The following is a 26,764-nucleotide window of genomic DNA, read 5'->3' as shown; positions in this document are numbered from 1 at the left end:
CCTTGGACCCGGAACGGGCCCGGTACGCCCGGATCGCCCGGGCAGATGGCTCATTCGTCGTCGGCCGGACGGCCCGGCGCCGGCCGCTCGTCGCCGCCGATCGTCGCCGAAAGCCCTCTCAGGCCGTCGCCGACATTCATGCCGATGTCCTCGCCGAGCTTGCGGATGGCGGGCAGTTGCAGGGCCATGGACAGCACGCTGTCGACCACCTGATTGAACGCTGCCCCCTCGCCGCCGGCCGTCCCGTCGCCCTTTCCGCCGCCGGCGCCGGTGAAGCCGGAAATGTGGTTGATACGGATGGAATCGATCTTCTCCGCCGGCTTGGTCATGCGAGACACGACCTCCGGCAACGCCTCGATCCGCGCCATGTCCAGCTTCAGGCGCATCAGGTTCTCGCTCTGGTCGTTCTCCGCGTTGACCAGCGCCTTCCGGCCCTCGGCCTCGGCCAGCATCGCGATCCGGTTCGACGTCGCCTCGATGTCGGTCGCCTCGCCCTTCGCCCTGGCCATGGCGAGGATGGTTTCGGTCTCGCTCTTCACCCGGGTGTCGTCGACCTCGGCTTCCTCCAGGGCACGGATCGTCGCCAGGCGCCTCTGCCGTTCGGCTTCCGCGATCACACGGGCGGTCTCGACGCCGGCATCGGCCTCCACGCGCTTGGCCTCCTCCAGCAGCGCGGCGGCATGCGCCCTGGCCTCATCGATCCGCTTCGCAGCCAGCGCGACCTCGCGCTCGTGGCGCGCGGTCCGGGTGCTCATCTCCGCCTCGACCTCCATGCGACGGACGTCCTGATCGCGCTTGATCTCCGCGGACTTCACCTCCCGGTCCCGCTCGATGCGGGCGGCTTCGCGGCGGCGCTCGGCCAGCGCCTGCTGCTCGGCGATCTCGGCCTGGCTTGCCGCGCGCCGGCTTTCGATCTCCTGCTGCTGCGCCTGGTGGGCCAGTTCGGATTCCTGCTCGATCACATAGCGCCGCTTCGTCGCCTCCAGCTGGCTCTGCCGCACGGCGACATCGGCTTCCGCATCGATCTGCGCCCGCTCCTTGCGGGAGGTCGCGATGATCTCCGAAAGACGGCGCATGCCGATGGCGTTGAAGGCGTTGTTCTCGTCCAGCGAAGCGAACGGCGTCTGGTCGAGACGGGTCAGGGCCACGTTCTCCAGCAGCAGGCCGTTCAGCGCCAGCGTCGGTGACAGGGCCTCGGACACCTCGCGCACATATTCGCCGCGCCGGTCCTGCAATTCGTCCATGGTGTAGTGCGCCGCCACCGAGAGCATGGCGTCGACCAGCTTGCCCTCCAGCGTCTCGGCCAGGTCGGCTGCACGGAAGGACTTGCCCGCCAGAGCCTGTGCAGCCGTGGTCACGCCCTCCCCGGACGGGTTCACCCGCACATAGAATTCGGCCGCCGCGTCGACGCGCAGACGGTCCTTGGTGATGATCGACCGCTCGCCCTTGCGTTCGATTTCCAGCCGCGTCGTCTTCATGTTGACTTCGGAGACGCGGTGGACGATCGGCAGGGCGATGCAGCCCCGCTCCATCACGATCCGCTGACCGCCGAAGCCGGTCCGGATCAGCGCGACGTCGCGGCTGCCCTTCTTGTAGAAGCGGTTCAGGAAGAGGATCGCGACGATCAGGACGACGATCGCCAGGATGATTCCGACCAGCCAGCCCAAGGTCCCCTCCCAAGCCAATCCGTCTGTGTGGCGCCAAGATGTCCGGGCCACCGGCCCTTCGCTTTTCTCACGCTGCAGAAAAATCGTCCGTGGGAAACGCCCGGAGAGTCAAGTGTTTCATCGAACGGGCCAGAGAATGAGCAGATGTATCACTTGTCGGGCAGGCATCTGGTCATGGGATGTGCAGACCAGTCGCGGCAGATGCGCGCCGCGCGCCGGAGGGGGTGACAAGCACCGCGTTTTTGGCGTCAATTACGGCTGGTTCAGATGGGAGGAGAGAGCCTTGTCAGACGATAAGAAGATCACCTTCCCCGTCGAGGCGACGCACATCCTGATGTTCGCGCGCTCGATCGGGGATTATTCGCCGGAACATGTCGACGCCGAGGCGGCGAAGAAGACGGAGGCCGGGGGCATCGTCGCACCGCTGACCTTCCCGCAGTCGGTCGCGCAGTTCGACCCCGACTACTACCTGCGTCTGCAGCCGGGCAAGCCGTGGTTCGGCTCCGGCAAGAACCCGAGCGGCATCGAGGGCAAGCCGTCTTCCTCGGGCGGGCTGCATGCGGAGCAGCACTTCGAGTACATGCGCCCGCTGCGGCCCGGCGACGTGCTGACCGTGACCGTCCACGACGGCGAAACCTGGGAGAAGGAGAGCAAGCGCGCCGGCAAGCTGATGTTCTCCGAGCGGATCACGGAATATCGCGACCAGAAGGGCGAACTGGTCGTCCGCGCCCGCAGCGTTGGCGTGAAGACCGAGCGCCCGGTCGCACAGGGTTGAGGGAGACAATTCGATGGCAGTGAAGAAAAGCGACATCAAGGTCGGCGATACGCGCGAAATGGAGCTGGTCGACGATCTCAAGCGCACCCAGCTGGTGATGTATTCGGGCGCGTCGGGCGACTACAACCCGCTGCACACCGATGACGTCTACACGCGCGAGGCGGCGGGCTATCCGGGCGTCTTCGCGCACGGCATGCTGACCATGGGCATGACCGGACGCATCGTCACCGACATGTTCGGCGTCGCCAACGTCAAGAAATACGGCGTGCGCTTCACCAATCAGGTCTGGCCGGGCGACTCGCTGAAGGCGAAGGCGACCGTCGCCGACATCCGCGAGGAGAACGGCGAGACGGTGGCCGATGTCACGATCGAGACCACCAACCAGAAGGGTCAGACGGTCATCACCGGCAACGCCACCGCGCGGCTGGAAGGCTGAAGCAACTCACCGGCGTCCCGGGGCTTGCCCCCGGGACGCAGTCTCTCGGTCGGGCGGCCCCTCACGCGGCCCTGCCCCTCACGCGGCCCTGGTCAGCGTCCGCCGGGTGCCCGGCGCGGGCGGGTCGTTCGGCGCGCCGGCGAAGCACTGGGCCTTGGCCATCCACTCGGTGGCGTTCGGCCCCGTCACCTTCAGCGAGGTGTCGGCGATGTTCCGCACCTGGGTGACGACCTGGCAGAACTCCTCGGCCAGGCCTTCGATCAGTTCCGCAGAACTCGGGTCGCCATATTCCCATATCTCGCCTGACGGCGCGGTGAGCCGGAGATGCGGCATGGGCTCGGGCGGCGTCTCGCCGCGGACGTGGAAGGTCCAGCCATAGGTATTCACGCCCAGGATCACGATATTGCGGATCCGGTCGGCGTTCTTCCGCACCACACCGAGCACGTCGAACACTTCCTGGCCGTGGGCCCAGGTCTCCATCAGCCGGGCGGAGATCGACGAGCGCACGCTCATCGACGGACCCGCCCAAGGCACGCGGGCCGAGGGATCGGCCTCGGCGAAGCGCTCGCTCATGGGGCCGTAGTAGTCGTGCCACATGCGGACCAGATCCCGGCCCTCCGCGCCCTCGCAGAACGCCTTCTCGAAGTCGATCACCAGGCCGCCGGCGTCGCGGTGCGCCACCAGCCGTTCGAAGAACTCGCGGAACTTCTCCGGATCGCTGAGCGACAGGTCCGCCCCGTGGTTCCAGGTGTGCAGATGCGCGATGACGTTGTTGATGGTCCAGCCCTTGAAGGCCGTCACCGTCGCCATCCGCTCGTCATTCAGGGGCTCGATCAGCGCATGAAGCTGATCGCTCTCGTCTCGGAAGTCCCTGGCCTGTTGCATGTTCCGACCCTCCCCATGGTCTTCTCGGCAAACGGACGGCCGCAGGCCGTCCTTCGTCAGTCGTCGGCGCCCTACTCCGCCAGCAGTCCGGCCCGGCCGCATTTCAGGTCGCGCAGCCGGCCATCGCTCAGGCGATAGATCCAGCCATGCACGGCCAGTTCCTGCCCCCGCTCCCACGCTTCGACCACGATGGGCGAATGGCAGAGCGCGTCGACCTGGGCGATGACGTTGAGCTCGCAGACCCGGTCGATCTGCGCGTCCAGCGTCTCCAGCGTCGCCAGTTCCCGCCGGTAGCGGCGGTGCAGATTGTGGACCGGCGCCAGCCAGTGGTCCACCAGGCCCTCCTGGGAATTCTCCAGCACCGCACGGACCCCGCCGCAGCCGTAGTGGCCGCAGACGATGATGTGCTTCACTTTCAGTCCGTCGACGGCGAACTTGACCACGGACATGCAGTTGAGGTCGGCGGCGTAGACGATGTTGGCGACATTGCGATGGACGAACACCTCGCCGGGCTCCAGACCGGTGATCACATTGGCCGGCACGCGGCTGTCGGAACAGCCAATCCAGAGGAAATCCGGCGACTGCAGCGCCGAAAGCCGCTGGAAGTACTCCGGATCGCTGGCGACGCGGTTTTCCGCCCAGCGCACGTTCTCGGCCAGAAGGTCCTGCGGTGTCTTGGCGTTCATCCATTCCCTCCCGTCAATCGTACCGGAGGACAGATAGCAGCGTCCCCCGCTCGCAGCACCCCTGAAATATCAGGCCGCGGACGGAAATCCAGCAGGAGAGATATCATGTTCATCCGACTCCTTCTCGCGCTCGCCGTGATCGCCGTGGTGGGCGCCGCCGGCGGCCAGCCGCGCGCCGACGAAGCCGCCTGGGCCGCGCTGGCGAAGCCCGGCGCCATCGCCATCATGCGCCACGCCATTGCGCCGGGATATGGCGACCCAGCGGATTTCGAGATCGGCGACTGCGCGACCCAGCGCAATCTGGATGCAGAAGGCCGTGACCAGGCGCGCGCGATCGGCGCCGCAATCCGGGATCGCGGCATCGAGTTCACCCGCGTGCTGACCAGCCAGTGGTGCCGCTGCCGGGAGACCGCGCGGCTGCTGGATCTGGGCGAGCCCGAGGGCTTTCCGGCGCTCAATTCCTTCTTCCGGGACCGCTCGACGCGCGAGATCCAGACCGCCGAGGTTCAGGAACTGCTCCGCGCCCATGACGGCGGCGAGCGGCTGATGCTGGTGACGCATCAGGTCAATATCTCGGCGCTTGCCGGACGCGGCGTCGCCTCGGGCGAACTGCTCGTGCTGGACGTCGCCGAAGACGGATCTGTCCGGGTCGCGGGCTCCATTCACATGCGCCCCTGAACGGGACGCAGCGGGCCGCTATGCTGGCGGCGGCAAGGAGGAGGATTCGGCATGGCGAACGGACCGGAAAGGCTCGGCATCATCGGCTGCGGCATCATGGGGGAACGGATTGTCCGCGCCACCCTGGCCCACGATCCGGCGCTGATCCGGCTCACGGCGCTCTGGGATCCCGACCCCGCGGCGCGGGCGCGGCTCGGGGTCGACCTGCCGGACCTGCCTTTCGTCGATGACGCCGATGACGTCATCGACCGTGCGGAGACCGTCTACATCGCCTCGCCGCCGGCGACCCATCTGGACCACGCCCGTGCGGCGCTGGATGCCCGCCGCGCCGTCTTCACCGAAAAGCCGCTCGGCATCTCGCTCGAGGAATCGCGCGATTTCCGCGACATGGCGGCGAAAGCCGAACGTCCGGCGGCGGTGAACTTCATTCTCGCCTCCGCGCCGTCGGTGGATTCGGTGCGCGCCTGGATCGAGCAGGGCGTCGTCGGCCGGCCCGAGCGGCTCGAGATCGCCGCACGCTTCGCACAATGGCCGCGCGACTGGCAGATGGACGCCGCCGACTGGCTTGCGAAACGCCATGAAGGCGGCTTCACGCGGGAAGTCGTCTCCCACTTCCTGTTCCTCGCCCGCCGCTTCGCCGGCCCGCTGGAGCTGCAATCGGCGCGTGCGGTCTTCTCCCGCGGCGACGGCGCGGAAACGGCCATCGAGGCCGAACTGACCGCCGGCGGGCTGCCGCTCCGGCTCACCGGCGACGTCGGCGAGGTGGACCATTCCGACCACAATCTCTGGGTCCTGCACGGCTCGAACGGCTCGGTGCGCATCCGCGACTGGTCCCTGGCCGAACGCCTGATGCCGGACGGCAGCTGGACCGGCGATCCGGACGCGCCGAGTCACGCCGAGGCGCGGCCGCTGATCCTGAAACGGCAGGTGGAGAAACTGGCCGCCATGGCCCGTGGCGCGCCCCACGACCTCGCCAGCGTCGGCGAGGCGCTCAACGTGCAGACGGTCGTCGAGGGCATACTGGCCAGCGGCTAGAACAGGTCGCTTTCCTGCAGTCCGGTGATGCCGATCAGGCCGACGGTGGCGCCGTTGGAGAAGGTCACCAGCGTATCGTCGACCAGGGTATCCCCATCCGCGTCGGCGTCGGCGACCGTCTGGACGGTCAGCGAGAACAGCCGGAACGTGTCCTGGCCGACCTCGAAATCGCTGACGATGTCGTTGCTGGTCGTGCCGTCGCCTGAGAAGAACCGGAACTCGTCCGCGCCGCCGCCACCCGACAGCGTGTCGTCGCCGGCGTCGCCGCGCAGGGAATCGTTGCCCAGGCCGCCCGAAAGTGCATCGTCGCCTTCGTTGCCCAGGAGCCGGTCGGCCCCGTCATCGCCGGAGAGGCTGTCATTGTCCGCCCGGCCCTCCAGCAGGTCATCGCCCGCGCCGCCCGACATGGTGTCGTTGCCCGCCTCGCCAACCAGCCGGTCGTTGTCGGCGTCACCGGAGACACTGTCGGCGCCGGCACCCGCGAACAGCAGATCGGCGCCATCGCCTCCGGACAGCGTGTCCGCGCCGCCGCGGCCGATCACCGTGTCGTCGCCGGCTCCGCCCGAGACGTTGTCATTACCCTCACCGCCGTCGACGCGGTCCGCGCCCGATCCGCCCTCCAGGCTGTCCGCCCCGGCCTGGCCGAAGACGAAGTCGTCACCGTCGCCGCCATCGAGGGTGTCGTCACCGTCGCCGGCCAGCATGTTGTCGACGCCGCCGCCGCCGGACATGCTGTCAGCCCCTTCGAGACCGAACATCAGGTCGTCGTCATCCTCGCCCGACAGCGTGTCGTTGCCCGTCCGGCCGATCAGCGTGTCGGCCCCGGCGCCGCCCAGGGCCAGATTGTCGCCGGTTCCCACATCCAGCCGGTCGGCGCCGAGCCCGCCGAAGAGCTGGTCGTCGTCGTCCTGACCGAACAGCCGGTCATCGCCGTCATCGCCGGTCAGCGTGTCGAGGCCCGCGCCACCCAGCAGATCGTCGCGCGCCGCGCCGCCGTCCAGACTGTCATTGCCGATGCCGCCATCGAGACGGTCGATGCCGCCGCCGCCGGTCAGCACGTCCGCCCCCGCGTCGCCGAACAGACGGTCATTGCCCGCGTCACCGGCCATGGTGTCGGCGCCCTCGCCGCCTTCCATGATGTCGGTGTCGTCACCGCCGGACATGGAATCGTCGCCATCCTCGCCGCGCATGTTGTCGACCCCGGCGTCGCCCGAAAGCGTGTCATTGCCGATACCGCCGCGGAGGAAGTCGTTGCCCTCGCCCCCGGACATGGAATCGTCGCCCGCCTCGCCGAGCAGCAGATCCAGCGCCGCGCCGCCGGACATGGTGTCGTTGCCGCCGCCGCCCAGCAGCACGTCGCCATCATCGCCGCCATCCAGGCTGTCGGCTTCGCTCCCGCCATCCATGCGGTCGCCGCCCGCGCCGCCGATCAGCGTATCCGCCCCCGCCTCGCCGAACATCTGGTCGTTGCCGGCATCCCCCTGCAGCGAGTCGTTGCCCGCGCCGGCGAACAACCGGTCATTGCCGTCGCCGCCGATCAGCGTGTCGGCGCCGTCATTGCCCGAGATGAAATCGAGGATCGCGCCGCCGTCGATGAAGTCGTCACCGCCGTCGCCGCGAAGCGAGTCCACGTCGTCGCCGCCCATGATCGAGTCGTTGTCGTCGCCGCCGAAGATGGTGTCGCGCGCCAGCCCGCCCTGCAGCGTGTCGAGACCGCCATTGCCGAGGATCAGGTCGCCCGCACCGCCGCCGTCGATCAGGTCGTTGCCCAGATTGCCGCGCAGGTCGTCGACGCCGTCCAGCCCGGCGATGATGTGCGAGCCGGCGCCGGCGAAGAAGGTATCGGCGCTATCGCTCCTGACCCTCATCGAGAGAGTCTGATCCGAGAAGGCAATGGTCTCGATACCGGCCAGCGTGTCCGCCCCCTCGCCGCCGATGGTATCGGTCAGCGTCAGCACGCCCAGCGTGGTCAGCCCATAGGTGAAACTCGCCAGATTGCCGGCGTAGGTGGCACGGTCCGAGCCGGCGCCGCCGTCCAGCGAGTCGTTGCCCGAGCTGCCATTCAGCGTGTCATCGCCATCGCCGCCATCCAGCGTGTCGTCGCCCGCTTCACCGGAAAGGCTGTCGTCCCCGCTGCCGCCCGCGATGGAGTCCGCGCCGTCGCCGAGTGTGGCGAAGATCGTGGCGGCCGCCGCAGAGCCGTCGAACTGATCGGCATCAGCCCCGCCGCGGTACTCGATTTCCTCGACGGTACTGAGGTCGAAGCTTTCGCCGCCGCCCGAGATGGTGTCGCCGCCCGCACCGCTGGCCACGCTCAGGGTCGCGGCCCTGTCGCCGGCGTTGACCAGCAGGAACCGGTCGGTGCCCTCCCCGCCGATGACGGTATCGTCGCCGGTGCCGAGATTGGCGCCGAAGAGATCGTCGCCACCCCTGCCGTCCAGCGTGTCGTTGCCGACGCCGCCGGAAAGGACATTGGCGTTGGCGTCGCCGGCAAGGCTGTCGTCGCCCGTGCCGCCCTCGATCCGCTCGATGCCGATGAGCGTGTCCGTCCCGTCGCCAGCCGCGGTGCCGGCGGCCAGGTCGGCGGTGATGCCGGCGTTCGAGCCTGTGTAGTCGGCCACGTCGAAGGCGCCGCCGCCGCCATCCAGAATGTCATTGCCCGCGCCGCCGATCAGCCGGTCCGTGCCGACCTCCCCGCGCAGCGTATCGTTCCCGTCACCGCCATCCAGGGTGTCCGATCCGTCGCCGCCCGAGACGGTGTCCGCCCCGCCCGCCCCCTGCAGAAGGTCGGGACCCGCAAGCCCGGAAATCGTGTCGTCGCCAACGCCGCCGGTCAGCGTGTTGGCATTCCCGTCACCGGTCAGCGATACGCCGGCCGGCGCAAAGATGAAATCGCCCGCGGTCAGGCTGGCGGCGCTCTGTCCGATGATCGAGATACGATCGCCATTGCCGAAGTCGATGCGGGCATTGCCGCTGACCTCGGTCAGGATCGCCTGGACGCCGGCGAAGTCCGTGACGTCATTGCGCGAGGACATGTCGATGACATCGCCGGATCCGGCGCCCGCGGTGAAGCCTGACAGGATGTCGGCGCCTTCGGTGTAGACGAAAATCTCGTTGTTGCCGGTCTGGCCGCCCAGCTGATCGTCGCCCGCGCCGCCGGCCAGCGTATCCAGGCCGCTGCCGCCGCCGAAGACGAAATCATTGCCGTCGCCGCCAAACAGCGAGTCGGCGCCAACGCCGCCGAAGACGAAGTCATCGCCTCCTCCACCGAACACGGTATCCGGACCGAATGTGCCGGGCGTGGTGGAGGGCCCGGCTTCGCCCCGAAGCGTATCGTCGCCACCGCCACCGTCGATGAAGTCGGCGCCGCCGACCCCCTCGATCGTGTCCGCCCCCGAACCGCCAAACAGGGAGTCGTTGTCGTCGCCGCCCAGGATGCTGTCATTGCCGCCGAGACCGTCGATCGAGTCGGCGCCTCCCAGCCCCTCGATCGTATCGTCGCCGGCGCTGCCGGTCAGCGTGTTGGCATTGTTGTCGCCGGCTATTGCCTCTCCCGGAACAACCTGGAAGACGAAGTCCGATTCCGTCAGGTTGGCGATGTTCTCGCCAAACAGGATCAACCGGTCGCCGCCGCCGAAGTCGATGATGCCGTTGGCACCGGACTCGAAGGCGATGGCCAGGATACCGGCGAAGTCGGTGACGTCTCCGCGGGCGCTGATGTCGATGACATCGTCGGAGCCCGCGCCACCTTCGAACCCGGTCAGGGAGTCATCGCCCTCGGAATAGATGAACAGTTCGTCGTTGCCAGTCTGGCCGCTCAACTGATCGTCGCCGGCGCCGCCGCTCAGCGTGTCGAATCCTGCATCGCCGAACAGCGTGTCCGAACCCGCGCCGCCGGTAAGGCTGTCGGCCCCGCTGCCGCCCTGCAGCTGATCGCCGCCGCCGCCGCCGTCGATGGTGTCATCGCCACCGCCGCCGAAGACCAGGTCACCGGCCGACCCGCCGAAAATCTCCTCCGCCGCGGCCGAACCGGTGACGGTCGTCGCGACGCCGCCGACGACCTGCACCACCTCGACATTGTCGTCCACGAAGTAGTTGAATCCGCTTGCCTGAACCGTGTCCCGCCCGGCGCCGGCCGCCTCGAAGACGGCATCGTTGGCGTTATCGACCACGTAGATGTCATCGCCGAGGCCGCCGGAGAGGACGTCGTCGCCCGTGCCGCCATCCAGACTGTCGGCGCCGTCGCCCCCGGCAATCTTGTCGCGCAGCGCGCCGCCGGAAAGCGTGTCATTGCCGTCGCCGCCCTGCAGCACGTCGAGGCCGGCGCCCCCCGTCAGAACGTCGTCCCCCGCCAGGCCGAACAGCGCGTTGTTCGTTCCCGCGCCTGTAATGGTTTCTCCGGCCGCGGTGCCGCTGACTTCGGTCGGGTCCGCCACCGACCCGGCATTGCCGTAGATCGATTGCACGCCGTTGATGTCGTCCGCCAGCAGCCCCGTCAGCGTGTCGTTGTAGAAGGCGTTCATGACCGCGAGGTTGGTCTCCTCGTGGTCCAGCCCGATGGCGTGGCCGATCTCGTGCAGCGCCACCAGGAAAACCTGAAAGCCGTTGGCGGGGCCGGCCGTCGATGTCTCCCACGCCTCCGACGTGTCGAAGGCGACCTCGCCGTTCAGCGCGTCCGTGGCGCCGTTGCCGCCGATCAGGTCCAGGCCGCGGTACTCGCCGGGCCCGAAGGCGAAGGCCAGGGTGCCGTTTGCGCCGTCGATGAACTGGCCGCCGAAGCGTATGTCGCCGATCGGATCCAGCCCGGCCTCGCCGCCCTCGTCCGCCACCCTGACGAAGCGGATGTCCGCGACCGCCTCCCAGGCGTCGAAGGCCGCCTGGATGTCCGCCTCGAACCCGCTCGGCATGAAATTCGCCAACGGGGTTATGGCGCTGCCGTCCGACGCCGAGAGGGTCTGGGTGGCGATGCTCCAGGTCACGACCCCGCCTGGATCGCCGGGATCGCCCCCGCCCCACTTCGTGCCGAAGGTGACGAAGGCGCCATCTGGCCCGTTCAGGGCCGCGCCCTGGTGGTCGAAGCTCTCATGATCTTGCCCGCAATGGGCGCAGATCACCGGGACTGCCATGTCCTCGACCAGCGGGACTGCCGGCGCCATCAGCAGTGGATCGTCATCCATCTCACACCCTCATACCAAGCGCCCCCGCATGGAAGACGACGATCTCCGACCCCTTCGACGCAACCTACCATCAGCGGCCCGAACTGTCGCCCCGGGGCCGCGGGGACGGATGAAGCCACCGTCACGGTCTGGCACGGCTGCCCGTCCCCCGGACCACGGGATTCCAGAAATCCCTTGATCTCCGACACATCGCTGGCCCATATCCGGGCGGTATCAGAGGGTCGTGAAGCGGGTAGCGGGGGCAAGCGAAATGGCAAAAACACTGAAGATCTTTCTCATCGTGATCGCGCTCGCCGGGATCGCGGCGATCGCCTATTTCCTCTATGCCGAAGACGCCGCCGAAATGGTTGGCATGGACGCCGGCACCCGGGCCGTGTCCGTCGAACGCGATGAGCCGTCAGCGGCCGCGGACGATTCCGCGGGCCAGATGTCGATGGCGGCCGAGGAGAAGCCCGCCGCGGCATCCGCTGAAGCACCCGCCCCGTTGACCGAAGCAACCGACGGCGTTCAGGACCTTGCGGCGCTGAGCGCCGAGGAACTTGAACTCCGCTACGAAGGCCTGGAGGAGGACGCAAGGCGGCTGTTCGTCGACGATTACGTCGCGGCCGTCGGCGAGGAAAAGGCCATCGAATTCTCGCGTGAATTCCGCAGCGGCCCGGTGGCCGAGCGCAACCGGGGCCTCGCCTTCGAGCTTGCCCGCGCCGCCGTCGAGAAGTTCGATTCCCGCATCGGCGCCTTCGTCGCCGGGACCGAACTCTACAACGGCGTCGGCGTGGAACGGGATCTGGCGGCCGCGCTGGCCTATTTCGAACGCCCCAGTCTCGAGGGTTCGGACAACGCCGACTACTGGCGGGCGCTGATCCTTGCCGATACGGGCTACGCCGACGGCGACACCGAAGCCGCCGTCGCCATCCTGAACCGGATCATCGAGTCCCCCGACAGCAACGATTCCCTGAAAGACCAGTCCCGGGATCTGCTGGCCGAAATCGAAGCCCGCTAGGGTTTCGGCCGCCTCGATCCGCGCCTCCCCGAGGACGGAACGGCCAGGCTATTTCCCGTGATAGTCGCGGTACCAGGCGACGTAGCGGCGGACGCCCTCCTCGATCGGCGTGTCGGGCGTGAAGCCGATCGCCGCCTCCAGCGCCGCGGTATCGGCCCAGGTGGCCTGGACGTCGCCCGGCTGCATGGGCAGGAATTCCTTCGCCGCCTCGATGCCCGTCGCCTGCTCCAGCAGGCCGATGACGTGCATCAGGTGCTCCTGGCGGGAGTTGCCGATGTTGTAGACCCGGGCCGGCGCCCAGCTTGTCGCCGGATCGGGCGCCTTCGGATCGAAGCCGGGGTCCGGCGCCGCGGCCCGCGGCACCAGCCGCACCACACTCTCCACGATGTCGTCGATGTAGGTGAAGTCGCGGATCATGTCGCCGTTGTTGAAGACCCTGATCGGCTTTCCGCCATAGATCGCGTCCAGGAACAGGTACATCGCCATGTCGGGCCGGCCCCAGGGGCCGTAGACGGTAAAGAAGCGCAGGCCCGTCGTCGGGATGCCGTAGAGCGAGCTGTAGGCATGCGCCATCAGCTCGTTGGCCTTCTTGGTGGCCGCGTAGAGGCTCTTCGGGTGGTCGACATTATCGGAGACCGAGAAGGGCAGCTTCTCGTTGCCGCCATAGACCGAACTCGACGAGGCATAGACCAGATGCGCGACATCGCCGTGACGGCAGCATTCGAGGATGTTCATGAATCCGACGATGTTGCTGTCGATGTAGTCGCGCGGCGCCTCCAGCGAGTGACGCACGCCGGCCTGTGCGGCCAGGTTGACCACGTGGGTGAAGCGATGCTCGGCGAAGGCGTCCTCGATCGCCTGACGGTCTTCCAGCGCGGCGCGGACGAAGGCGAAGCGGTTGTGACCGCGCAGGCGCGCCAGCCGCGCCTCCTTCAGGCGGACGTCGTAATAGCTGTTGAGATTGTCGAGACCGACGACGCGCACGCCGTCGCGGAGCAGGCGATCTGCCACGTGATAGCCGATGAATCCGGCCGCGCCCGTCACCAGCACGGTCATCGTCCCATCCGCAGCCGCCATGTCGTCCGTTCTCCCGCTTTCCCGTGTTGCGCCGCGCGCGCTCACAGGCTCCAGTAGACCTGCGAGGGCTTCAGCCGCGCCCGCGGCAGCCGGCTCTTGATGTCGACAACGATGCTGTCATCGCCCAGCCGGTCGATGACCCAGGCCGCGTCGTCCTTCATATAGGCGTCGTGCGGCACGGCGAGGATCACGCAGTCGGCGTCCAGCACGTCGTCGTCGCCGCACAGTGTCAGCCCCAGTTCCTCGCGGACCTCCGCGGCGCCGACCACCGGATCGTGGGCCACCACCTCGAGACCGTAATTGCCGAGCTGCCTGACCAGCGCCTCGACCTTGCTGTTGCGCAGGTCCGGCACGTTCTCCTTGAAGGTCAGCCCCAGGATCGCCGCCTTGCGGCCGGGCGCCTTGCGGCCGTGGCGGTAGAGCAGTTCCAGCACCTTCTGGGCCACGAAGCCGGCGACGCTGTCGTTGATGCGCCGGCCGGCGCTGATCATCTGTGTGTGGAAACCGAGCTGCTCGGCCCGGTGGGTCAGGTAATAGGGATCGACGCCGATGCAGTGGCCGCCGACCAGACCGGGCCGGAACGGCAGGAAGTTCCATTTCGTGCCGGAGGCGCGCAGCACGGCCTCGGTCTCGATGCCCATGCGGTCGAACAGCATGGCCAGCTCGTTGACCAGCGCGATGTTGATGTCGCGCTGGATGTTCTCGATGACCTTGGCGGCCTCGGCGACCTTGATCGATTCGGCCGGATGCGTGCCCGCCTTGATCACGGTGTCGTAGAGCGCGCGCACGCGACCCAGCGTTTCCGCGTCCTGGCCGGAGACGACCTTGACGATCCGCTCCAGCGTGTGTTCGCGGTCGCCCGGATTGATGCGCTCGGGCGAATAGCCCAGCTTGATCTCCTCGAACAGTTTCAGCCCCGATGTCCGCGCCATCTCGGGGCCGCAGATTTCTTCGGTGACACCGGGATAGACCGTCGATTCGATGACCACCAGATCGCCGGGGCGCAGGTGCGGCCCGACCAGACGGCAGGCGCCCAGCAGGGCCCCGAAGTCGGGCACGTTGGCGCTGTCGACCGGCGTCGGCACCGCGAAGATGTAGACCGTCCTGTCCGCCAGACGCTCCGGTTCGCAGGTGAACATGCCTTCGAGCCCGGCCAGGCCACCGTCCTCGACTTCGCCCGTGTGGTCATGGCCGCCCGCCAGCTCCTCGACCCGCGCGCGGCTGATGTCATAGCCGACGACATCCAGGCCGGCCCGCGCGAACGCGACGGCCAGCGGCAGACCCACATAGCCCAGACCGACCACGGCGATCCGTTCCGAAACCGTCATGCTTGTCCCTGTTCCTCTGCGCCTGAAGCCCCAAGGGCGGGCCACGGGACGCCCGGTATAGTCATTCGCAATGCAACAATCCATAGGGGGAGAGGCGAGCGGCGGACAAGCGGCAAAGTTCCCTTGCAGGGCCTGATAACCCTGTGTCCACGTGAAATCGGAACCGCTTCCAATCAACCGAGAGTTCCTGTAGATGGTGCTGCAACATTTTTGTCATCTTTCGGTCATGAGAGAGCGTCGTGAAGTGGCTGTGGCCAAGGCGAACTTTGTCAAAGTCACATTGTGCTTGATCGGCTCGGGAGAGCGGTTTGATCGCCGGTTGCAGCTGTCCGCGGGACATTCCCGTGGCCTCAACATGGTCGACTGAGGGGGCGTCCAGTCTGCGGTACGTCCTTTTTTCCAACCAAGAGGGTTCAAAAACAAAATGTTGGGAATCTACGGTTCATGAAAACCGAATGGGACTATAGCGAACTCGCCGCTGCATATCTGAAGCGGCCCGATTATGCGGATTCGGCTATCGATGCGATGCTTCGAGTGGCTGACGTCAAAGCAGGGCAGCCTGTCTGTGACGTCGGCGCGGGCGTGGCCCACCTGACAATCAAACTGGCCGAGCGTGGAATGCAGGTCGATTCGGTCGAGCCGAACGACAACATGCGGGCCCTTGGCGCCGAGCGCACGGCCAGCATGAAAAACGTTCGTTGGTTCGAGGGGACGGGCGAGCAAACCGGCATGCCCGATGACTCCTACGACCTGGTCACCTTCGGCAGTTCGTTCAACGTCTGTGATCGTCCCAAGGCATTGAAGGAAACTATCCGGCTTTTGAGGAATGGCGGGTTCTTCGCCTGCATGTGGAACCATCGCGACATTGAGGATCCAATTCAGAACCATATCGAAACGGTCATACTGACCAGCCCCCAGCGATTGGTCCGGGTGGAATGTTAGTGCATGGGCGGCTTTGCCGCCAGGCCGGCCGGCTGGTGAAGCGGAGCGGAGCCTGACGGCCAGCCTGGCGGAATGATGACCTCCGGCGCCGGTGGTCGGTAGCCGAGACGGCTGTGCGGTCGGATCGTGTTGTAGTGACGGCGCCATTGTTCGATGACCACCTGCGCCTCCTTCAGCGTGTAGAAGATTTCCCCGTCGAGCAGCTCGTCCCGGAACCGGGCATTGAAGCTCTCGATAAAGCCGTTCTCCCAGGGTGAGCCCGGCTCGATGAACGCCGTTCTGGCGCCCACCGCTGATATCCAGCGCCGCACGGCCTCGGCGACGAACTCGGGGCCATTGTCGGAGCGAACGAAGGCCGGTGGACCGCGGAGAATGAACAGGTCCGTCAGGACGTCGATCACATCGACCGACGAGAGCTTCCGGCGAACCCGGATCGCCAGGCTCTCGCGCGTGAACTCGTCCAGCACGTTCAAGGTCCGGAAGGTCCGGCCATCATGTGTCCGGTGGTGGACGAAGTCATAGGACCAGACATGGTTGGGCCGTTCTGCCCGCAGCCGCATGCAGGATCCGTCGCCCAGCCACAGCCGCCGCCTCTTCGGCTGCCGGGCCGGTACCTTCAACCCCTCGCGCCGCCAGAGGCGCTCGACCCGCTTGTCGTTGATCTGCCAGCCGGCCTCCCGAAGCAAGGCCGCGATCCGGCGATAGCCGTATCGGCCATACTGACGGGCCAGCTCGATCATGTCCGCCACCAGCCGGGCCTCGTCATCACGTCCACGCGGGAGATGGCGCTGCGTGGAGCGGTGCTGGCCGAGAACCCGGCAGGCCCGGCGCTCCGATATCCGGAGACGCCGGCGGACATGATCGATGCAACGTCGGCGGCGCGAGGGGCTCAGAAGTTTCCCTTCGCAGCTTCACTCAGAATCTGCTTGTCCAGGGTCAGGTCGGAGACCGCCCGGCGCAGCCGCTCGTTCTCCTTCTCGAGCTCCTTCAGACGCCGCAGCTGATCGCCGCTCATCCCGCCATATTCCCTGCGCCATCGGTAGAAGGTGACTTCGCTGATACCCAGCTGCCGGATCGCATCCGCCATCGACATGCCCTGGCTGTGCAGGACGTCCGCCTGGCGGAGCTTGCCCACGATCTCCTCAGGCTTGTGACGCTTCCTTGCCATCTCTGATCCTCCTTGTTCCAAAACATCAGGATGGACCAATTCAATGGGGGAGGCTCACTGGAGGCCCATCGGGAGGGCCGCGACGACGTACTTCCGCTGGCGGCCGCCCATCTGGATCGCGAACCCGACAACATCGCCGCGCAACAGATCATCGGAATGGCGCTGATGGCCGAGGGACGGTTCGTGGAAGCAGTGCCTTACTGGGAGTCTCAGGCCGACCAATTGCCTGACAACGCCCTGGCGCATCTGCAGCTCGCCAAATGCCTGGAACGCGCCGGGCAAAAGGAACGCGCACGGGAATCGGCCGGGATGGCCCTGGAACTGGACCCGGACCTGAAATCGGCCTCGATCATCTATTCGCGGCTGACGCCCGGCGACGGCGAAGGATAGTCGGTGGGCGCCGCGCGGCGCATCCGACATGTGGCGTTTCGGAGCTTGGGAATATGTGTGGCATAGCCGGAATCCTGCAGTTCGACGGTTCTCCCCTGCCGGAGGAGGCCGCTGGCTGGATTGGCGACATGATCGAAGCCATCCGTCACCGGGGACCGGACGACGAGGGCGTACGGGTCGACGGTCCGGTCGGCCTGGGCCACAAGCGGCTGTCGGTGATCGATCTCGACCACCGCTCCGCCCAGCCCATGGTCAGCGCAGACGGCCGCCACGCGCTGGTCTTCAACGGCGAAATCTACAATTACCGCGAGATCGCCGGCGAGCTGGAGGCGTGCGGGCACAGCTTCCGCACCAGTTCCGACACTGAAGTGCTGCTGCTGGGCTATCGCGAATGGGGCCATGCCGTGCTCGACCGGCTTCGCGGCATGTTCGCCTTCGCCATCTGGGACGCGGACCGGCGGGAGCTGTTCGCCGCCCGCGACCGCTTCGGCAAGAAACCTCTCTTCTACCACCGCGACGGACAGCGCATGGTCTTCGCCTCGGAGATCAAGGCGATCCTGCGCGTGCCGGGCGTCCCCCGCGAACCGGTTCTGGAAGTGATCCACGACTATCTCGGCCTGGGTTATTGCACAGGTGAGCAGACTGCCTTCGCCGGCATCCACCGCCTGCCGCCCGCAACGGCGATGGTCGTCGCAGCCGACGGCGCCATCCGGCAATGGCGCTACTGGTCGCTTCCGGCGGTCGATCCGGCGCTGGCGGACCGGCCCGTCGAGGAATTGCTCGAGGAGTTCATGACGCTGTTCGACGAGTCCGTCGCGCTGCGCATGGTCGCCGACGTGCCCATCGGCTGCTTTCTGTCGGGCGGCGTCGATTCCTCGGCGGTCGTCGCCCGGATGGCGCCGCGCATGTCCGAACCGCTCAAGACGTTCTCGGTCGGCTTCGGCAATGTCGGCAATGACGAGCTGCATTATGCCGAAGCTGTGGCCCGGCGCTATGGCACGGACCACCGCGACTACAAGATGGACTACGGGCTGATCGACGTCCTGCCGGAACTGATCTGGATGTACGGCGAGCCCTATGCCGATTCCTCCGCCCTGGTCACCTACGCCCTGGCGAAGGAGATCCGCCGACACGTAACCGTGGCTGTATCCGGCGACGGCGGCGACGAGGTGTTTCTCGGCTACTCGCGCTATCTGCGCATGGGCGAGGCCCGCAATCTCACCCGCGGCGCCCTGGCGCGCGGCATCGGCCCCTTCGCCGCGGCCTCGCTGCCGCGTGACCACTACGAGCGGATCGTCGGCAAGTTCCGCGACGAGCACCGCATGCGCGGCTACGGTCCCGCGCTGCTGCCCTTCTGCCTCAATCCCCCGTCGGACTGGCTGGCCGGACTTGACGCCGGCACGGAGACGACCGCCGCCGAGCGTGCCGCGCGCACGGACGTGGAAACCTATCTGCCCGACGATCTGCTGGTGAAGGCCGACATCGCCACCATGGCCAACAGCCTGGAGGGCCGCAGCCCCTTCCTGGACCATGTCCTTGCCGAATGGGCGGCGCGCCTGCCGCAGAGCCGCCGGGTCTACGCCCGGCACGGTGAGATGCAGGCCAAGGCCCTGCTGAAGCAGGCAATGGAGCCGCACGTGCCGCACGAATGCCTCTACCGGCTGAAGATGGGTTTCTCCGTGCCGGTGGCGCACTGGATGGCGCACGACATCACCGATTTCCTGCGCGATACCCTGCTTTCCCGCCGCTTCCGGGAGCGCGAACTGATGCATCCGCCCTATCTCGAGCGGATGGTCGACGACCATCTCTCCGGCAAGGAGAATCACGGCACCCGCCTGTGGACCCTGCTCTGCCTGGAACTCTGGTATCAGACCTACATCGACGGCGACGGACGCGCGCCGCTCGGGCTCGATCTGCGCGGCGGCGGCGTAACGCGGCGCCAGGCGGCATGAGCCAGTTCGCGACCCTGATCCGGCGGGTTCAGGGATGGTTCTCCGGCCCGCCCGGCGGCCCGTCCGATGAAGACGCCGGGAACGGGACCGCCACGAAGCCGGAAGAGGGGATCGGGCCGCAGACCGGCGGGCGGGCACCTGCAACGGCGCCTGGTCCGGAACAGCGTCGACGCCGCGAATTGCGCGATGTCCGACGCGCCGGCATCGCGGCCAACCGCGAACGCGACTGGCGCCAGGCGGCAGCGCATTGGGGCCGGTTGACCACGCTCGACCCGGCGGATGCCGCCGGCCACGTCCAGTACGTCAAGGCCCTGACTCATCTGGGCGATCTGGGCCAGGCCGCGGCGGCGGCCGATTTCGCCCTCGACACTCATCCCGATCACGAAGAACTGCTTCATCGCCGCATCCGCCTGCTCGAACGGCTGAAGCAGACGGACGCCATTCGCCGTCACATCGAATCCGACGCCTATCGCGCGGCGGCACGGCAGTCCGGGCGTCTCAACCTGCAGGCCGGCCGCCATTACTGGGCGCAGGGCGACGCCAGGGCCGCCCGGCCATGGCTGGAAGCGGCTTCCGCTTTCACCGAGACGCGGGCCAGCGCCGACCTTTATCTCGCGCGGCTGGAATACCGGCTCGGCGAGTATGAAGCGTCGCGTCTGCGCTGGCAGGCCATGCTGACCGACCGGACGCCGTTGCAGCGCCCGGAGGAGCCACTGCTGTTCCTCGGCCGCATCGCTCTGCGCCGGGGCGAACCGGAGATCGCCGACGACTTCTTCGAGCAGGCGGTGACGATCGTTCCGGAAACCGCGGGACGCATCCGCAAGTGGCGCTCGGCCTTCACCGAACCTGCCCCCGGCGTCGACGATGCGGTCGCAAGGCCAGACACGGACCTGCCCGCTGCGGCCGGCCTGGATGCGGAAGCGGATCAGTCCGATCTGTTCCCCGCCCCCGAGAACGACATCGAGGCCGGCGCCGGTGCGGCGCCGGAAGTCCCGAATGCCCCTCCGGCGGAATCGGCGCCCGAACCGGCGACAGGGCCGGAGGTCGACTTCGGAGTCCTGGACAGCGGGACGATTGCGGAGGCGCAGGACGAGACCGCCGACGCGGAACGCAAAGTCCGGCTGGTGGAGGCGCGGTGGCTGTTCGAAGCTGACCGACTGCAGGAGGCCTACGACGAGGCGTTGTCGCTGTTCGAGAGCGACGCCGACGATGCCGAAGCCGCCGAACTTCTGGGGTTCGCCGCCAACCGTACGCAGCAGTGGCGCACCGCCGCCCTCGCCTGGGGCCGCCTGGCCGAACTGCAGCCCTCGCGCGCCGGTCCGCGCATCCAGGCAGCCTATGCCTGGCAGCGCGCCGGCGACAGCGCCGCTGCGCTGCCGCTTGCAGAGGCTGCTCTGGCAGCGGATCCCGGCAATCCGGCGATCCGGATGCTTCTGGTCCAGATTTGCAGCGCCCGTGGCGATCTGGATCGGCTACGCGAGGTCGCCGCCGCGATCGACCCCGGCGAAAGCGACCTGCGGCTGCTGCTCGCGCTCGCGGACGCCCATGTGGTTCTAGGAGACCGCGGGGGCGCCCGGCCCTGGGCGGAACGCGCGCTGGAACATCACCGGGACTCGGTTGACGCGAAACTGCGAATGGCGCGACTCCTCTACGGTGCCGGGGAACTGGAAGCCGCCGAGACGCTCTGGCGCGAACTGCTGGACGCCCCGAAAGACCGTGTGCGGCCGTTCGAACCGCGCATATTCCTGGCGCGCTGCGCCGGCCGGCGCGGCGACCTGGCCGAGACGGTCGCGTTCTATCGTGAAGCCCTGACACTGAACCCCGACCACCTGGACAGCCGCGAAGCGCTGGTGAACGCCCTGCTGCGCCTGGGCGAACTGGCCGAGGCCGAGCACGAGAACCAGGAAATCCGCCGGCGCGCGCCCGACAGCCCGTACTGGCCGATCAACAACGTGCTGATCGCCTACCGTCACGGCGACCGGACCGAAATCGCACGGCGCTATGACGAAGCGATGCAATTCCTCACCGGCGACCGGATCTCGCTGGTCCGCCTAGGCCGCACGCTGGAATCGCAGCACGATCACGAAGCAGCGCTGGCCCACTGGGAGCGGATGAAGAGCGCGTGGCCGCGGGATCCCGACATCCAGTTCCGCTACATCGTCCGGCTTTCCGCGGCCGGCGGCGATATTCCGCTTCTCGACGATCTGGTGCAGGAACTGCTGCACCTGGAGCCCGATCACGAAGGCGGACTGCAGTACCGCTACACGTTGAGCGAGCGCCTGGGCCGCCTCGACGAGGCGGAGGAGATCTGCCAGCGGGGCCTGGACCTCTACCCGGCCAATCCGACCTTCTGGGCCGGCCGCATCAAGAACCTGATGAGCGCCGACAAGATCGCCGAAGCCCGCCGCGAACTGGAACGCGCGCGCCAACATCTCGCCACCGACAGCGCCCGGGGGCTGGCCGAGAGTGCGCGGCTCGCCGAACTCGCGGATATCTTCGAAGAGGCGCGCGAACTACTGGCGCAGGCCGTGGCGATGGAACCGGGCAATCTGGATATCCGCCGCCGGGCGATCCGGTTCGAGCTGTATCAGGGCGCCTATGGCCGCGTCTGGGAGCAGGCCGTCGAGGCGCGGCGGCGGACGCTGGCCGACGACACGGTCAACGCCGCGCTGGCGCAGGCGGCGACCGTCATGGCGGCAACCTATCGCGACTGGCCGCGGACACCGCCCGAGCAGTACCGCGACCTGCTGGTACCCGACGACGTCTACGGGGCGATCTGCGCCGGGCGATGGCCGCGGCCCGCCGGTCCCGAACGGGAAGGCCGGGCGATGCTTGTGACCAGCACCCTGGGCAGCGGCGGCTCGGAACGCCAGGTGATGTACACCATGCGCGGCCTGGCGGCGAATGCCCACGATTTCGACTCGGTGGAGCTTGCGGTCCGATCCCTGGATCCCTATCAGCGTCGCGATTTCTTCCTGCCGTCGATCCGGGAACTGGGCGGAGAGATCTTTGAACTGGCCGGCGAAGACCTGTTCGATCAGGTGCGGGCGCTGGGACGAGAGGCCCTGCCCCATCGCGAAGCCATCCGCCTGGCCGCGGTGCTGCCGCAGGAGATTCAGGCGGTCACCCTGCCTCTGCTCGGGCTTTTCCTGCGCCGGCGGCCGGATGTCGTCCATCTCTGGCAGGACACCATCAACATCGCCGGCGGTCTCGCGGCGCTGATGGCCGGCGTGCCGAGGATCGTGATGGGGACGCGCAGCACGCGGCCGGACGCCCGACGCCGCCTGCGCCGCTATCTGCTGCCGGGCTATCGGGAGATGCTGCGGCTGCCGCAGATCACCATGGTCAACAACTCCCACAATGGCGCCCGCGATTACGAGGACTGGATCGGCCTGCCCGAGGGAACAATCCGGGTCATCCACAACGGCTTCGACGTCACGCAACTCAGAGGCGCCGCGGAGATGCCCGCCGAGGCCCGGGCGCTGGGCATTCCCGCCGATGCCGTTGTGATCGGCGGCGTCATGCGGTTCTCGGAAGAGAAACGCCCGGAGCTGTTCGTCGACACGGCCATCGAACTGGCCGGACGGCTGCCGGAGGCGCACTTCCTGCTGATCGGCGACGGCCCGCTCCGGCCCGAGCTCCTGCGACTGGTGCGCGAGCGCGGTCTGGCGGACCGGATCCACCTGCCCGGCGCCAAACGGCCCATCGAGCCTTGGATGCGGATGATGTCGCTGCTGCTGCTGACATCCCGCATGGAAGGACTGCCGAACGTGCTCATCGAGGCCCAGTTGCTGGGCGTCCCCGTGGCCGCGACGGATGTCGGCGGCGCGAAGGAAACCATGGTGGCGGACAAGACGGGCATTCTGATCGACAGCGGCGACCCGACGGTTCTCGCCGGGCGGCTGTTCGAACTGCTGTCGGACCGCGGGCGCATGACGGCCATGGCCGAGGAGGCCGGGCGCTGGGCGCCGGAATCGTTCAGCCTGGCGGCGATGACCGGGGCGACGCTGAGGGTCTACGCCGAAACGCCTGCCGACAGCGCCCCCTGACCGGAATTCAGTAGCGCATCACGGCGCAGAGCGGTTCGTCGCCCGGCGGCATGTCGCCGCGCGCGGCCAGAAATACCTGTCCGCCATTCGAAAGCGTGCTCGCGATAGCGACGCTGACAAGATCGATGTCGCCGGGACCGCGTTCGCTCTCGCCCGAGATGCTGACGTCCAGGTCGCCCTCGCGCGGATTCAGCCGGCCCCAGAGCGGTCTGGCCGGATCGACGAAGGCGGTGTCGACGCGGGCGTGCTCGGCGGCGGCCACGACGTCCGTCGAGCGGGTCGCCGCATTGGCCTCGTGCCGGCCCGCCAGTTCTTCGAGGCGCGAGAACGCCTGTTCCCGGGCCGCGTCCAGCGCCGGCTGGGCATGGAGCAGGGCTTCGCCGTGAATTTCCTCGGGCGTCAGGCCGGAAGGGTTCTTGGCGACGCCTTCCTCGACAAGGTGCGGATAGTGCAGGTGCTCCCGGCACATGCCCAGCAGGTTGGGGTCGGATACCAGCACCAGCGGCTCCCTGGCGCCCGAGAGATGGCTGTCCACCGCTTTGGCGAGCTGGCCGACGAACTCGTCCAGTTCGACCTGCTTGTAGTCCGGCGGGCTGTCGCCCTGGCTGTGGTACTTCGGTGTCGGCGCGCCGCCGGTGGTGGGCGAGGGACCGGTGGGGTGAAAGCCGACATTGGCCTCCACTTCGGTCTTGCGCGTGATATCGGCCAGGGTCTCGGCGAAAGCCCTGTCCTCTTCCGGCGTGTGTTCGAAGCGCGCCGCGCGGTAGAGACGGCTCTCCTTCGGATCGATGGTCAGGATCAGGAAGCCCTGCGACGGCTCCAGCATCGGCATCAGCGGCCGCAGGTTGAAGCGGTCGCCCACGTCCACAAAGCTGTTCGGATCAAATCCCAGCCATTCGATGCGGGAGAATCCCGGCGCGAGAAATACCGCCAGACCTTCCATGGCGTGGCGCCACGGCCCCTGATCGCCTGCCAGGTCGGCAAGGGGCGCGAACATCTCCTCCTCGTGCCGGTCGCCGGCCATCGACTTCGCCTGCCGGACAAGCCCCTTCAGATGACTGCCCAGCTTGTAGGGGTCGCGCGCGATGCTGCGCACCGGCATGTAGATCGAAACCGCCGGTGTGGCGGGCCTTTCGAGAAGATTCCGAACGTCGATCATCTTGTTTTCCTTGTACCTGTCGCGTTCCGGTGCGGCGGCGCCGGGCCCTGGGCCCGACGTCCGGCCGGTCTGACCTTGAGGTATTGGCGAGGCGGGTCGTCCGCAACCGGGCCGCGACCGAATGGGCCGCAGCCCCGGCCATGCGGGTAGAGGGTTGCCACAGGGAATGGCGCACAGTCGAAAAATGGTGGTGTCCGCAGTCTCGGTCGAACCGGTCTCTTGCAACGTGGGTCCCTGTTTACAGGGAAGAACAGGGAATTTTCGTCTTTTTCGGGCCTGGTGGGGCGCATTTGGTTGCCGTAACCCCCTGGAATCCTGTTTCTTTTCGGGCAAATTCCCTGTGATCAGGAACAGGAAATTCAAGTCCCGGAACAGGGAGCCGGAATCCATCTGCAGGGAATTCGCAAATGCCTGCAGGGAACGCTGTTTCCGGGAGCAGCGAATTGATCAGGGAACCCCGCTCTTTCTGCGGCTCAACGACAATTCGGACTGGCGCGATCGATGATGCCGTGCACGGGCGGGCCCGGAGCGGCGCCGGTGTCAGAGGTCGGTCCGCGCCCCGCGTGAGCTGGCAGGATTCCGGGGTTCCCGGAGAGGTGGCGTCCGCTTCCGACGCCCAGGATTGGGCAGCGCGATCCTGAGCCACCTGTCTGGTAGCTGTGGACCGCAGGATGCGGGACAGGTGTTGCCTGAACCGGGACAAATGAACGCGGAAGCGGGACGGATGTGGGAGGCTCAATCGAGCGGCCAGCATTAACCTCTCCTTCACGGCGATCAGCCAGAAAGGCTCAATGTCGCCAAACCAGCTCTCAATGCCTGCGAAAGCAGATTCAACAACCGCGCGTGCGCCGCGCGGTCGTGAGCTGGAACTCGTGCTCCCCGGCGAGGACGAATGGATCCAAGTCAGGCTGAGCGAAGATGGCCGGACCATCCTCTCGGCGGCGCTGCGCCCGGACGATGGTCGCCCCGAGGCGTTGCGGACGTTTCATGCCATCGCCGGCGAGATCCTCGCGAGGCCCGACGTCTTTGCGGATCGCATCATCCTCGTGTCGCTTCATTTGATCGCGCACGACATCGAAAGCAGCCGCCAGCGGCAGCGTATTGCAGAACGCCTGTCGAAGCGCGTGCTGAGCGAAATCCGGAAGGTCGCAACGCCCCAGGACCTGATTCTCGAGATCGCGCCCGAGTGCATCATGATCATCTCGACGGAACGCGATTCGAACCGCGGCATGCGTTGGGCGATCCCATGCAGGAGAGCGGCTGCGCCCCTGCTTGGCGAAACTGGCGCCGATGACATCCGGATATTCGGGCTACACGGGGCAGAAGAAGGCCGACTGCTGTTCGTCGACAACCAGAGCGTTCAGCCGCTGGAGCTGCCTCGGTCTGCAGATGCCGGGCCTCAACTCGGTCGCATTCCACGAAGCCATAGGAAATCGAACGCAGGGACGTCATCGGTTCTGATCTACGAGGAACCTGCAGAGCAGCCGGAAGCGCCCTTTACCGCCCGCCCTCTCGAATTGTCGGAGTTCGATGTTCACTTCACTGCTACGTGGGACGTCAAGAGCGAAGTCCTGAGCGTGTTTTCGGCGGAACCGTTCCGCGTGATCGGTGGCAGGAAATACCGGGGCTTTCCTGCGATCGAGGAAGCCCTCAATTTCGACAAGCTCATGCTCGAACTGTGTCTGAAGCTCCTCGAGCATGGCGTGGCGCGGATAGACGAGTTCGTGACTGCCGGACAGGCCGGAATGATTGCGGTTCCCGTCAGTTTCAGGGCCCTGGCGACAAGCTGGCGATTGAGCCGCTACCTGAACGCTGTGAGGGCCATAGAGGGCGCCCGGCACGAGCGGCTCTGCATCGTCATTTCGGACATACCGCCCGGCGTGAACGGCGCGAAGCTCCAGAACATGGTGGACGTGCTTCGGCCCGAATGCAGGGCGATTTTCCTGCGGATCGGGTATCAGGTGCCGATCACGAATTCCCTCTTTCCGAAACGGGTGCACGCAGTCGGCCTCGACATCCATGGGGACCGCCGACGTGAGGAAGACATGGTCCGCACCTTCGAGCAATTCGCCAGGTCATGCCGATCCCACGAGTTCAACTCCTATGTGATGGGCCTTGATACGACCAGTCTCGTGCTGTCGGCTGCCGCTGCAGGCATACGCTTCATCAGCGGCGACCGCATCCTGGCGCCGGAAACCGGTCCCCCCGGCGCATGCCACTATGGCTGGATGGATTTTTATTCAAGATCAGCAACTTAACGGAACAGCCCCCCAAATGTCGGTCCCTTGAACCAGATTGCCAAGGTGACTAACCTATCCAATCCCGCGCCAAGAGGAGTAGCGCTCCAACGGGACCCTTCA

The 26,764-nt window shown here is 67.1% G+C and carries 19 protein-coding genes; 10 read left to right on the top strand and 9 right to left on the bottom strand.

Translation table 11 applies throughout. The annotated features are described in order from the left end of the window. Positions 1 to 50: 50 nt before the first annotated feature. Positions 51 to 1,685, bottom strand: a complete 1,635-nt coding sequence (locus TEF_08835) for a hypothetical protein (protein ID ANK80889.1) — start codon at positions 1,683 to 1,685, stop codon at positions 51 to 53. Between the two features lie 283 nt (positions 1,686 to 1,968). On the opposite strand from TEF_08835, the gene TEF_08830 reads away from it, so the two are divergent. Beyond that, entirely contained in the window at positions 1,969 to 2,442 is a 474-nt protein-coding gene (locus tag TEF_08830; GenBank protein ANK83373.1) for a hypothetical protein, read from the top strand. A gap of 13 nt (positions 2,443 to 2,455) precedes the next feature. Then, positions 2,456 to 2,878, top strand: coding sequence for an acyl dehydratase (locus tag TEF_08825; GenBank protein ID ANK80888.1), 423 nt, complete (start codon positions 2,456 to 2,458; stop codon positions 2,876 to 2,878). Positions 2,879 to 2,956: 78 nt separating this feature from the next. On the opposite strand, the gene TEF_08820 is transcribed toward TEF_08825, so the two are convergent. Together TEF_08820 and TEF_08815 are read right to left on the bottom strand one after the other, a co-directional pair. After that, positions 2,957 to 3,763, bottom strand: a complete 807-nt coding sequence (locus TEF_08820) for a TIGR03084 family protein (GenBank protein ID ANK80887.1) — start codon at positions 3,761 to 3,763, stop codon at positions 2,957 to 2,959. A gap of 71 nt (positions 3,764 to 3,834) precedes the next feature. Further along, positions 3,835 to 4,449, bottom strand: a complete 615-nt coding sequence (locus tag TEF_08815) for a carbonic anhydrase (GenBank protein ANK80886.1) — start codon at positions 4,447 to 4,449, stop codon at positions 3,835 to 3,837. A gap of 105 nt (positions 4,450 to 4,554) precedes the next feature. On the opposite strand from TEF_08815, the gene TEF_08810 reads away from it, so the two are divergent. Together TEF_08810 and TEF_08805 are read left to right on the top strand one after the other, a co-directional pair. After that, complete coding sequence (locus TEF_08810) at positions 4,555 to 5,127, top strand: histidine phosphatase family protein (GenBank protein ANK80885.1); 573 nt, start codon at positions 4,555 to 4,557, stop codon at positions 5,125 to 5,127. A gap of 51 nt (positions 5,128 to 5,178) precedes the next feature. Next, positions 5,179 to 6,162 (top strand): hypothetical protein, encoded by a 984-nt coding sequence (locus TEF_08805; protein ID ANK80884.1) that lies wholly within the window; start codon positions 5,179 to 5,181, stop codon positions 6,160 to 6,162. Here TEF_08805 and TEF_08800 read toward each other — a convergent pair. Next, positions 6,159 to 11,339: a hypothetical protein gene (locus tag TEF_08800; GenBank protein ANK80883.1), complete on the bottom strand. Its 5,181-nt coding sequence runs from the start codon at positions 11,337 to 11,339 to the stop codon at positions 6,159 to 6,161. The two genes, TEF_08805 and TEF_08800, sit on opposite strands and share 4 nt — an antisense overlap. A gap of 250 nt (positions 11,340 to 11,589) precedes the next feature. On the opposite strand from TEF_08800, the gene TEF_08795 reads away from it, so the two are divergent. Beyond that, on the top strand, positions 11,590 to 12,339 hold the full coding sequence (locus TEF_08795) for a hypothetical protein (protein ANK80882.1): 750 nt from the start codon (positions 11,590 to 11,592) through the stop codon (positions 12,337 to 12,339). Between the two features lie 48 nt (positions 12,340 to 12,387). Here the strand turns inward: TEF_08795 and TEF_08790 are convergent, their stop codons facing one another. Then, entirely contained in the window at positions 12,388 to 13,395 is a 1,008-nt protein-coding gene (locus tag TEF_08790; protein ID ANK80881.1) for a hypothetical protein, read from the bottom strand. A 62-nt stretch (positions 13,396 to 13,457) separates the two neighbouring features. Continuing rightward, entirely contained in the window at positions 13,458 to 14,744 is a 1,287-nt protein-coding gene (locus TEF_08785) for a UDP-N-acetyl-D-galactosamine dehydrogenase (GenBank protein ID ANK80880.1), read from the bottom strand. Positions 14,745 to 15,188: 444 nt separating this feature from the next. Between TEF_08785 and TEF_08780 the strand changes: the two genes are divergently transcribed. After that, a complete protein-coding gene (locus TEF_08780) occupies positions 15,189 to 15,686 on the top strand; it encodes a hypothetical protein (protein ANK80879.1) in 498 nt (165 codons plus the stop codon). Here TEF_08780 and TEF_08775 read toward each other — a convergent pair. Together TEF_08775 and TEF_08770 are read right to left on the bottom strand one after the other, a co-directional pair. After that, the gene (locus TEF_08775; GenBank protein ID ANK80878.1) at positions 15,683 to 16,525 is read right to left on the bottom strand and encodes an integrase; all 843 of its coding nucleotides are present in this window, start codon (positions 16,523 to 16,525) and stop codon (positions 15,683 to 15,685) included. The genes TEF_08780 and TEF_08775 overlap by 4 nt on opposite strands. Positions 16,526 to 16,575: 50 nt before the next feature. After that, on the bottom strand, positions 16,576 to 16,854 hold the full coding sequence (locus tag TEF_08770) for a transposase (protein ANK80877.1): 279 nt from the start codon (positions 16,852 to 16,854) through the stop codon (positions 16,576 to 16,578). Positions 16,855 to 16,884: 30 nt separating this feature from the next. On the opposite strand from TEF_08770, the gene TEF_08765 reads away from it, so the two are divergent. The 3 genes from TEF_08765 (at position 16,885) to TEF_08755 (ending at position 23,245) form a co-directional block, all read left to right on the top strand. Further along, positions 16,885 to 17,244, top strand: a complete 360-nt coding sequence (locus TEF_08765) for a hypothetical protein (protein ANK80876.1) — start codon at positions 16,885 to 16,887, stop codon at positions 17,242 to 17,244. A 128-nt stretch (positions 17,245 to 17,372) separates the two neighbouring features. Continuing rightward, a complete protein-coding gene (locus TEF_08760; GenBank protein ANK83372.1) occupies positions 17,373 to 19,196 on the top strand; it encodes an asparagine synthase (glutamine-hydrolyzing) in 1,824 nt (607 codons plus the stop codon). Beyond that, entirely contained in the window at positions 19,193 to 23,245 is a 4,053-nt protein-coding gene (locus tag TEF_08755; GenBank protein ANK80875.1) for a hypothetical protein, read from the top strand. The genes TEF_08760 and TEF_08755 overlap by 4 nt, the downstream gene beginning before the upstream one ends. Positions 23,246 to 23,252: 7 nt before the next feature. On the opposite strand, the gene TEF_08750 is transcribed toward TEF_08755, so the two are convergent. Continuing rightward, positions 23,253 to 24,404 (bottom strand): hypothetical protein, encoded by a 1,152-nt coding sequence (locus tag TEF_08750; GenBank protein ANK80874.1) that lies wholly within the window; start codon positions 24,402 to 24,404, stop codon positions 23,253 to 23,255. A gap of 812 nt (positions 24,405 to 25,216) precedes the next feature. Between TEF_08750 and TEF_08745 the strand changes: the two genes are divergently transcribed. Next, on the top strand, positions 25,217 to 26,662 hold the full coding sequence (locus TEF_08745) for a hypothetical protein (GenBank protein ID ANK80873.1): 1,446 nt from the start codon (positions 25,217 to 25,219) through the stop codon (positions 26,660 to 26,662). Positions 26,663 to 26,764 lie beyond the last annotated feature (102 nt).

This window comes from Rhizobiales bacterium NRL2, from assembly GCA_001664005.1.
In the GTDB taxonomy this organism is placed as follows: domain Bacteria; phylum Pseudomonadota; class Alphaproteobacteria; order Minwuiales; family Minwuiaceae; genus Minwuia.
This window is presented reverse-complemented; position numbering and strand designations above follow the sequence as displayed.